Source organism: Streptosporangium sp. NPDC049046 (assembly GCF_040649155.1).
Lineage (GTDB): Bacteria > Actinomycetota > Actinomycetes > Streptosporangiales > Streptosporangiaceae > Streptosporangium.
Map to the genome: position 1 here is coordinate 72,340 of NZ_JBEZEZ010000037.1, position 8,944 is coordinate 81,283.

Annotated in this window: 8 protein-coding genes; 4 read left to right on the plus strand and 4 right to left on the minus strand. The window is 69.3% G+C overall.

The window, feature by feature from the left end; translation table 11 throughout:
* Positions 1-72 precede the first annotated feature (72 nt).
* The 3 genes from AB0B96_RS35625 to AB0B96_RS35635 all read left to right on the plus strand — a co-directional run bounded on the left by AB0B96_RS35625 (position 73) and on the right by AB0B96_RS35635 (position 2,768).
* Positions 73-1,020 carry a TIGR03557 family F420-dependent LLM class oxidoreductase gene (locus AB0B96_RS35625; protein WP_362905979.1) on the plus strand — a complete coding sequence of 316 codons (948 nt, stop codon included), beginning with the start codon at positions 73-75 and terminating at the stop codon, positions 1,018-1,020.
* A 21-nt stretch (positions 1,021-1,041) separates the two neighbouring features.
* Complete coding sequence (locus AB0B96_RS35630) at positions 1,042-2,223, plus strand: zinc-dependent alcohol dehydrogenase (protein WP_362905981.1); 1,182 nt, start codon at positions 1,042-1,044, stop codon at positions 2,221-2,223.
* Between the two features lie 71 nt (positions 2,224-2,294).
* Positions 2,295-2,768: a hemerythrin domain-containing protein gene (locus AB0B96_RS35635; RefSeq protein WP_362905983.1), complete on the plus strand. Its 474-nt coding sequence runs from the start codon at positions 2,295-2,297 to the stop codon at positions 2,766-2,768.
* 231 nt (positions 2,769-2,999) lie between these two features.
* On the opposite strand, the gene AB0B96_RS35640 is transcribed toward AB0B96_RS35635, so the two are convergent.
* The 4 genes from AB0B96_RS35640 to AB0B96_RS35655 form a co-directional block, all read right to left on the minus strand.
* Positions 3,000-3,287, minus strand: coding sequence for a Fe-S cluster assembly protein HesB (locus AB0B96_RS35640; protein WP_350949887.1), 288 nt, complete (start codon positions 3,285-3,287; stop codon positions 3,000-3,002).
* 104 nt (positions 3,288-3,391) lie between these two features.
* Positions 3,392-4,759: an FAD-dependent oxidoreductase gene (locus AB0B96_RS35645; protein WP_362905985.1), complete on the minus strand. Its 1,368-nt coding sequence runs from the start codon at positions 4,757-4,759 to the stop codon at positions 3,392-3,394.
* Positions 4,760-4,919: 160 nt separating this feature from the next.
* Entirely contained in the window at positions 4,920-6,461 is a 1,542-nt protein-coding gene (locus AB0B96_RS35650) for a multicopper oxidase domain-containing protein (RefSeq protein ID WP_362905987.1), read from the minus strand.
* The gene (locus AB0B96_RS35655; RefSeq protein WP_362905989.1) at positions 6,458-6,871 is read right to left on the minus strand and encodes a hypothetical protein; all 414 of its coding nucleotides are present in this window, start codon (positions 6,869-6,871) and stop codon (positions 6,458-6,460) included. The genes AB0B96_RS35650 and AB0B96_RS35655 overlap by 4 nt, the downstream gene beginning before the upstream one ends.
* A 586-nt stretch (positions 6,872-7,457) precedes the next feature.
* Between AB0B96_RS35655 and AB0B96_RS35660 the strand changes: the two genes are divergently transcribed.
* Entirely contained in the window at positions 7,458-8,831 is a 1,374-nt protein-coding gene (locus AB0B96_RS35660) for an extracellular solute-binding protein (RefSeq protein WP_362905991.1), read from the plus strand.
* The last annotated feature ends 113 nt before the right edge of the window (positions 8,832-8,944 follow it).

Consider the following 8,944-nt stretch of genomic DNA (forward strand, 5'->3'; position numbering starts at 1 on the left):
CGGCCCTCCGTTTGACCCGCACGGACGGGGTAGGGGAGACATCGCCGCAGCTCAGGCGATCCGGGAGGGGAAATGACCAAGTTCGGATACTTCTTGTCGAGTGAGGAACACGGTCCGGCGGAACTCGTACGGCAGGCCAAATTCGCCGAGCGGGCGGGCTTCGAAGGGCTGTGGATTTCCGACCACTTTCACCCATGGCTGGACGTGCAGGGGGAGAGCCCGTTCGTCTGGTCGGTGATCGGGGCGGTGGCCGAGGCGACCTCGCTGCCCATCACCACCGCCGTCACCTGCCCGCTGATCCGCACCCACCCGGCGATCATCGCGCAGGCCGCCGCCACCAGTGCGGCGCTGTCCGGCGGCCGGTTCCAGCTCGGTGTCGGCACCGGTGAGGCGCTCAACGAGCACATCCTCGACTCACGCTGGCCCCCGGCCTCCGAGCGGCTGGAGATGCTGGAGGAGGCGGTCGAGCTCATGAGGGAGTTGTGGAGCGGGAAGCTGGTGACCCATCGGGGCACCCACTACAAGGTCGACACCGCCCGCCTGTACACCCTTCCCGACGAGCCGCCGCCCGTCTACATGTCCGCCTTCGGGGACAAGGCCGTGCAGCTGGCCGGGCGCATCGCCGACGGCTACATCTGCACCTCCCCGAGTGCCGAACTGGTGGAGAAGTTCCACAAGGCCGGTGGCGCGGGCAAGCCCTCCCAGGGCGGGCTGAAGGTCTGTTACGCCGCCGACGAGGCCACGGGCCGCAGGACCGCGCACCAGCTCTGGCCGACCCAGGGCATCAAGGGGGAGGCCTCGCAGCTGCTGCCACTGCCCCGCCACTTCGAGGATCTCGCCGAGGCGGTCACCGAGGACGAGATCTCCGCCCCCTGCGGCCCCGACCCCGAGGTGCACGTCAAGGCGATCAAGGAGTACGTGGACGCGGGCTTCGACGAGATCTACATCAGCCAGATCGGCAAGGAGCAGGACGCCTTCTTCGACTTCTACGCCAAAGAGGTCCTACCCCGGCTGCGCTGACATCCATCCGAGGAGGAGAACATGAAAGCTCTCACCTGGCACGGCAGACGCGACGTACGGGTCGAGGAGGTTGCCGACCCGATACTCAAGGAGCCGAACGACGCGATCATCAAGGTGACCACCAGTGCGATCTGCGGATCGGACCTGCACCTGTACGAGGTCCTGGGCCCCTTCATGGGCGAGGGCGACATCCTGGGCCACGAGCCGATGGGCATCGTGGAGGAGGTCGGCTCCGAGGTCACCTCCATCAAGCCGGGGGACAGGGTGGTCATCCCGTTCAACATCTCCTGCGGCCACTGCCACATGTGCGGCCTGAACCTCTTCGCCCAGTGCGAGACCACCCAGGTCCGTGACCAGGGCATGGGTGCGGCCCTGTTCGGTTACACCAGGCTGTACGGCGAGGTTCCCGGCGGGCAGGCCGAGTACCTGCGGGTCCCCGAGGCGCAGTTCGGCCCGATCAAGGTTCCCGAGGGGCCGCCGGACGAGCGGTTCGTCTACCTGTCCGACGTGCTGCCCACCTCCTGGCAGGCGGTGGAGTACGCCGACATCCCCGACGGCGGGAGCGTCACCGTCTTCGGGCTCGGCCCGATCGGGCAGATGACCTGCAGGATCGCCAAACACCTGGGCTACCGGGTCATCGGCGTCGACGGGGTGCCCGAGCGGCTCGCGATGGCGCGCCGGCACGGCGCCGAGGTGCTCGACGCCTCCGCGACCGCCGACATTCCCGGCGCGGTCAGGGAGCTCACCGGAGGGCGCGGCACCGACTCGGTGATCGACGCGGTCGGCATGGAGGCGCACGGCTCCCCGGTCGCCAAGTTCGCCCAGACCGTCACCGGCCTGCTGCCCGACGCGATCGCCGCCCCGCTGATGTCCAGCGCGGGCGTCGACCGGCTGCGCGCGCTCAACCAGGCCGTCGACACGGTACGGCGCGGCGGCACGATCTCCGTCGTCGGCGTCTACGGCGGCATGGCCGACCCGATGCCGATGCTGAGGATGTTCGACAAGGGCGTCACCCTGCGGATGGGCCAGGCCCACGTCAAGCGCTGGATCGACGACCTGATGCCGCTGGTGACCGACGACTCCGACCCTCTGGGGGTGATGGACCTGGCCACCCACAGGCTCCCTCTCGACCAGGCGCCGCACGGTTACGAGATCTTCCAGAAGAAGCGGGACGGGGCGATCAAGGTTCTTCTCAACCCCTGACACACCGGACAGGTCGCGAGAAGAAGCACGAAGAACGTCACCGGAAGAACACGAAGGGGAAAAGGAGAGGAATGGACGCGATCGTTCTGCTGAAGGACGACCACAAGACCGTCGAAAAGCTGTTCAAGGAGTTCGAGAGCGCGGGGGAGCGGGCGTACAAGAAGAAGCGGGAACTCGTCGACCAGATCATCGAGGAGCTCACCGTCCACGCTCACATCGAGGAGCAGATCTTCTACCCGGCCGCGCGTGAGGGCGCTCCCGAGACCTCCGACCACGTCCTGGAGAGCGTCGAGGAGCACCACGTGGTGGTCTGGATGCTCTCCGAACTGGCCGGGCTCGACCCCGAGGACGAGCGGTTCGACGCCAAGGTCACGGTGTTGATCGAGAACGTCCGCCATCACGTCAAGGAAGAGGAGGAGGAGTGGTTCCCGGAGGTGCGGGAGGCGATGGGGCGCAAGAGACTCCAGGAGATCGGTGAGGAGATGGAGAAGGCCAAGGCCGGGGCTCCCAGGGACCCGCTCGCCCTGAGCAGCGCCCGCGCCTGACCTCTTCACGCGCCCGTACGGCTCTCGCGGCGGCATGCCCCTCCGAACGTCGGAGGGGCATGCCTCTACGGGGGACGCAGAGGAGATACGGCGTCTCGGCTGGCAGGGGTCTTCTCACCGGCTCGGTGACGGCCTTAGGGAGACCGGGCGAGGCGGGAGCCCCGCGACACGCACGGGCCCCGGCCCCCGATCGGGGGCCGGGGCCCGCGTGCGCCGGGGTCCGTTCCGGTGTCAGGGAAGCTGTTCGGTGACGAGAAACGCGACGCCGCCCCCCTCGTCGACGTCGGCGTCCAGCGACTTGTCGTCGAGCATGTCCACGACCTGCGGGTCGAGGAAGATCCGTGCTCCTTCCGACTCCACCACCCTGTCGGCGGACTCGGGGTGTTCCGCGATCGAGAGCACGAGCGATCCGGTTCCGTCGCTCTGGGATGAGATGCGCACCCCGGTATCGGGGGAGTCTGTCATCTGCGAGCTGAGATCCCGGATTACCTGGGCTGCCGTGTCCGTCAATGTGAGCATTGCTACTCCTTGTCGGTATCGGGACTTGGATTCTTCGCCCTTGCCCGCTCTCATCCGCCCCAACCATCCCCCCGGATTTTCTCGCGGCGACCACGATCGGCCGATCATGCGGGATGCCGGTCAAGGCGCTCTGCCGCCTTGCGCGCGGCGATCAGGACCGGGTCCCACACCGGGGCGAACGGGGGAGCGTACGACAGGTCGAGCCCCGTCATCTCCTCCACCGTCATCTCGTGCCACAGGGCGACGGCCAGGGCGTCGATGCGCTTGGCCGCGCCCTCCTGGCCGACGATCTGGGCCCCCAGCAGGCGGCCCGTCCCCCGGTCGGCGATCACCTTGATCTTCATCATCCGGGCGCCGGGAAAATACCCGGCGCGCGTGGTGGACTCCACGATCTCGCCGACCGGTTCGAACCCGGCCTCCAGCGCCTGCGCGGTCGTCAGGCCGGTGCGCGCCACCTCGTACTGGCAGATCTTGGAGACCGCGGTGCCCACGACACCGGGGAAGGAGGCGTACCCGCCGCCGATGTTGATGCCCGCGACGCGTCCCTGCTTGTTGGCGTGGGTGCCCAGCGCGATCGCGACCGGCCGCCGGGAGACCCGGTGGAAGGTCTCGACGCAGTCACCGGCGGCCCAGACACCCTCCACCGGGGTCCGCATCCGCCGGTTCGTCCTGATCCCCGAGGTCTCGCCGACCGGGATGCCCGCGGCCTCGGCCAGCGCGCTGTTCGGCCGGGTGCCCAGCCCCAGGACGATCAGGTCCGCGGGCAGGGCCCGGCTGCCGGTGCGTGCCGCGCGGACCCGCCCCCCTGATTCCTCGAAGCACTCGATGCGTTCGCCGAGGTGCACCTGGACCCCCAGGTTGCGCAGGGCGTCGGTGATGAGGGCGCCCATGTCCGGGTCGAGCGTGCTCATCGGCTGCTCGCCGCCGTCGACGAGCGAGACCTCCAGTCCACGCCGCACCATCGCCTCGGCCATCTCCAGGCCGATGTAGCCCGCGCCGACCACCACGGCCCTGCGCGGCCCGCGCTCCAGGGCCTCCAGCAGCGCGATGCCGTCGTCCAGGGTCTGCACCCCGTACACGCCCCTGGCGTCGGCGCCGGGCAGGTCGGGCCTGGCCGGTACGGCGCCGGGGGCGATCACGAGCTGGTCGAAGGGCTCCAGGCCGCGGCGGCCCTCCTCGTCGCGTACGGTCACCACGCGCCGGTCCAGGTCGATCTCGACGACCTCGCTGCGCAGCCGCAGGTCGATGGCGAACTCGTCGCGGAACACCTCGGGACGACGGCTGATCAGCGACTCCACGTCGGCGACCTCCCCGCCCACCAGGTAGGGGATGCCGCAGGCCGAGTAGGAGGCGTGCGCTCCCTTCTCGAAGGCGACGATTCGCAGGTCCTCGGGCCCGCGCCGGCGCCTGGCCTGGGAGGCCGCGCTCATCCCCGCGGCGTCGCCGCCGATCACCACCAGTCGTTCCGTCATCGCCTCATCCCTCGTGTGGACCGCCGATGCTACGGCTTCCTCCCCGGGACACGCTCAAACGGGTACGCCGCCACGCCGTGCGCCTGAGGCGGGTCCTCGGATTTCTCCTCGGGACACGCTCAACGGGCGCCCCGTCACGCCGTGCGCCTCCGGCGGGCACTCAGACCACCTCGAAGTCGGCCATCATCGCCATGTCCTCGTGTTCGAGATTGTGGCAGTGGATCATGTAGCGCCCGCGGAAGCCTTCAAACCGCACCAGGACCTCCACCACCTCGTACGGGCGCAGGTCGACGGTGTCCTTCCAGCCGCCGTCCGTCGCTGCCGGGGCCCTGCCGTTGCGTGACAGCACCCGGAAGTGGGCCAGGTGCACATGCACGGGGTGGTGGAAGTCGCTGGTGAGGCGCCAGATCTCGGTGGTGCCGAGCCGGGGGCGGGCCAGCGGGACACCGGGCCGGAACGGCAGGCCGTTGATCGTCCAGGCGGCGTCGGGGCCCACCCCGGTCCTGCGGAAGTCGAAGAGACGCGAAGCGGCGGCGGACGACCTGAGGGCCGGTTCGACCGCGGCCAGACGGCCGGGCACCGCGCTGTCCTCCCGGGCCCGGCGCGCGACACGAAAGCGCATCACGTCGCGTGTCCGGCCGGTGCCGAGGGTGTTGACCATCGTCACCTCGCTGCCGACCGGGTAGGCGGAGAAGTCGACGACCACGTCGAACCGTTCGGCGGGGGCCATCGTGATCGTCTCGTGCGCGACGGGGGCGGCCAGCAGCCCGGCGTCGCTGCCGACCTGGACGAACCGGCCGCCGGGGGTGAGCTCCAGCCGGTAGCGGCGGGCGTTGGAGGCGTTGAGCAGCCGCAGCCGGTATCGGGTGGCCGAGACCTCGAGCACCGGCCAGGGAGCGCCGTTGACCAGGATCACGTCACCCTCGACGCCCTGCATGTAGGCGGCCTCGACCCCGGCGCTCACCAGCAGGCTGGGATCGGTCGCCGGGTAGCGGAACGAGCCGTCGGCCTCGAACGCGCGGTCGCAGATCATCAGGGGGACGTCCCGCTCGCCCCTGGGCAGCGGCAGCGCGTCGTCCTCGTCATCCCCGACGATCATGAACCCGGCGAGCCCTCGCCAGACCTGCGGGGCGGTGAAGTCCATCCGATGGTCGTGGTACCAGAGCGTGGCGGCCCGCTGGTCCAGCGGGTACGCGTAGTCCCTCGCCCCGGCGTGCAAGGTCCACTGGGAGGGGTCCACGAGCATGCCGTGGTGGGAGTGGCCGCCGGGCGGGGGCCGGAAGCCGCGCCCGGCGGCCACCACCAGGTCGGTGGGGTAGCCGTCCGAGCCGGACGGGGTGACGCCGCCGTGCAGGTGTGTGGAGGTCGGCACGGGCAGCTCGTTGCGCACCCGGATCGTGACGGGGCTCGCGCGCCTCACCGCGAAGGTGGGACCGGGGAAGGTGCCGTCGAATCCCCACACCTCGGTCGTGGTCCCCGGGATGATCTCCACCTTCGCGGGACGCTGGACCACCTCGTAGTGTCCCGGCCCGGTGGGGCGCGCCACGGCGGGGATCGGCAGCGGGACGGTGAACGGCCTGGGCAGCGGCAGCGCGCTGGACAGGACCCGGCCGGAGACCTCGGCCGACACCGAACCGCAGCCCGCCGCGGCCAGGCCCGCCGCACCGAGCGCGCCGCCCAGGAAAAGCCTTCTGGAGATCACGCCGCGACCCTCCGCTGTCCCCGCCAGGTCCAGGCGGTCATCCACACGGCGAGACCGAAGATCACCATCGCGAGCGGGATGTGCGGGGCGACCAGACGCTCCATGCCCAGCAAAATCTGGACGTTCAGCAACACCGCCTGCAGGACGCTCACCCACAGCGGCCACACCGGGCCGCGCGCGGGGCGCCACAGCGCGATCGCGGCGATGAGCTGCAGGCCGACCAGCACCGTGGTCACGGTGGCGTTGAGGCTGTGGTGGGCGAGCAGGTCCACCTGCCCGGTGACGAACATCCCGGCGATGATCGCCTGCCCCAGCACGGTCGCCAGGTGCAGGGTGGCGGTGGCCCGCAGGGACCAGACGATCCAGGCGGGCACGCGGGCCCGGCCGGTCGAGGCGGGCGGGGAAATCATGGGCACCTCCGTCGGATTGTGGTGTCCAGGCTCTCGGCCACGGGCTCGGGCGTCGTCACCCCGAGGGCGGGGCTTGGCCGTACTCCCGGTGGCGTACGAGGCTACGGCCGCACCTCGGGGTGTACGGCCAGGGGAGTATGCGGGGCCGCCACGCGGGAGGGAAGGGCGCGCCGCCGGGACGCGTCGGACCCGCTCACGGCGTGTCATCCCCGCGAACGGATGCCGCCTTTCCGGTAAGCGATGCAAATATTTGCGAAAAATGTCATCGACTTTCATGTGTGGCGCCGATCGATGTCGAGGTTCTGTCGAGGGCGAGCCGTCGTCCGGTCCCGAATCGACGGTCCTGTGCCTCCATCGCCCCCCGGCGGAGGTCTGGGCCCATATCGGGCTGACCGTTCCGTGTCGCCGATTCCTCCTGTCGCCGTCGATCGCGCGGACGGGGAGGGGGTCCGCTGAGGGCCAAGAAGTTACGGGGGGATGGCAGACCGATCACTGTCACTTTTTTGCATCTGAATAGGTGGACTCTTGCTGCACTCTGCACGCCTCTATATCTTTCTCGTAACCGACCCGCCAAGGAGTGCCTCGGATGAAATCCCCCAAGCTCGCGATGCTGCTCGCCGCGGCCATCGCGCTCACCGCCGCAGGGTGCGGCAATGACGACAGCGGATCCCCGGCCGCGGACAGCACGCCGGGTGCCGCCGGGGCCGAGGCTCCGGTCACGATTTCCGTCGGCTGTCAGCCGCCGAAGAGCAACCCGCTGGAGCGGACCGCCTGGGACGAGGACGTGGCGGCGTTCAAGAAGCTGCACCCGAACATCACGATCGAGAGCAAGGACGCCTTCCCCTGCATCAACCCCGACACCTTCCAGGCGAAGCTGGCCGGTGGGTCGATGGAGGACGTCTTCTACGTCTACTACACCGATGTCAAGAAGATCATCGCCGCGGGCCAGGCCGCCGACATCGCCCCCTACGCCAGTGGTGTCACCAAGCTGAACGACCTGCGCCCCGACGTCCTCGGCATCTTCAAGGAGGGCGAGAAGCTCTACGGCCTGCCCAGGAACAACTACTCGATGGGCCTGGTCTACAACCGCAAGCTCTTCACCCAGGCCGGTCTCGACCCCGACGCGCCGCCCAAGACCTGGGCCGAGGTGCGCGACGCCGCCAAGAAGATCAGTGATCTCGGCCCCGGATACGTCGGTTTCGGTGAGTACAGCGCCGGCAACACCGGCGGCTGGCACTTCGCGGCCTCCCTCTACGGGCGCGGTGGCGAGATGGTCACCCCCGACGGCAGGGCCGCGGCCTTCAACAGCCCCGAGGGCAAGGCCGTCCTGGAGAACCTCAAGACCATGCGCTGGACCGACAACAGCATGGGCGCCAAGCAGCTCCTGCAGTGGGAGGACCTGATGCGGATGATGGGCGGCGGCAAGCTCGGCATGATGATCGGCGCCCCCGACGTCGTCCAGGCGGTGAACAACGACTTCAAGGGCAAGTTCGAGGACTACGGGGTCACCGCGCTGCCCGAGGCCAAGGCCTCGCTCAACGGCGGCGACGGCTACATGATCCACCCCAAGGCCACCCCCGAGAAGATCAAGGCCGCCCTGCTGTGGCTGGAGTTCCACGAGCTCACCCCCGGCCAGGGTCAGTTCAACTACGCGCGCAACAAGCAGCAGGGCCGCCCCGTCGGCCTGCCGATCCCCGACCTGTACGGCGACACCGCTCCCGGCAAGGAGATCACCGAGCTGCGCAAGGCGAACGCCACCGTGCCCGTGGAGAACTTCACCACCTTCGTGGACGGTTCCGCGGCCATCCAGAACAAGCTTGAGCCGCCGAAGTCCCAGGAGCTCTACGCGATCCTCGACGTGCCCATGTCGGCGGTGCTGACCAGGCAGGACGCCGACATCGACAAGTTGTTGGCCGACGCCGAGGCCAAGGCGAACAAGGTGCTGGCGAAGTCGAGCTGACCCGCTGATGCCCGGGGTGGCGGCCCCAGGGGCCGCACCCCCCCCCACAATTCGGAATAGGGGGTGAACCCAATAACACAAAAAACCGGTAATGTACACGAAAGGGGAAACAG

Bases quoted from the DNA above. Each gene is read 5' to 3' on its own strand.
- AB0B96_RS35635 (WP_362905983.1), top strand. From the start codon at position 2,295: ATGGACGCGATCGTTCTGCTGAAGGACGACCACAAGACCGTCGAAAAG.
- AB0B96_RS35630 (WP_362905981.1), top strand. From the start codon at position 1,042: ATGAAAGCTCTCACCTGGCACGGCAGACGCGACGTACGGGTCGAGGAG.
- AB0B96_RS35640 (WP_350949887.1), bottom strand. From the start codon at position 3,287: ATGCTCACATTGACGGACACGGCAGCCCAGGTAATCCGGGATCTCAGC.
- AB0B96_RS35625 (WP_362905979.1), top strand. From the start codon at position 73: ATGACCAAGTTCGGATACTTCTTGTCGAGTGAGGAACACGGTCCGGCG.
- AB0B96_RS35645 (WP_362905985.1), bottom strand. From the start codon at position 4,759: ATGACGGAACGACTGGTGGTGATCGGCGGCGACGCCGCGGGGATGAGC.
- AB0B96_RS35660 (WP_362905991.1), top strand. From the start codon at position 7,458: ATGAAATCCCCCAAGCTCGCGATGCTGCTCGCCGCGGCCATCGCGCTC.
- AB0B96_RS35655 (WP_362905989.1), bottom strand. From the start codon at position 6,871: ATGATTTCCCCGCCCGCCTCGACCGGCCGGGCCCGCGTGCCCGCCTGG.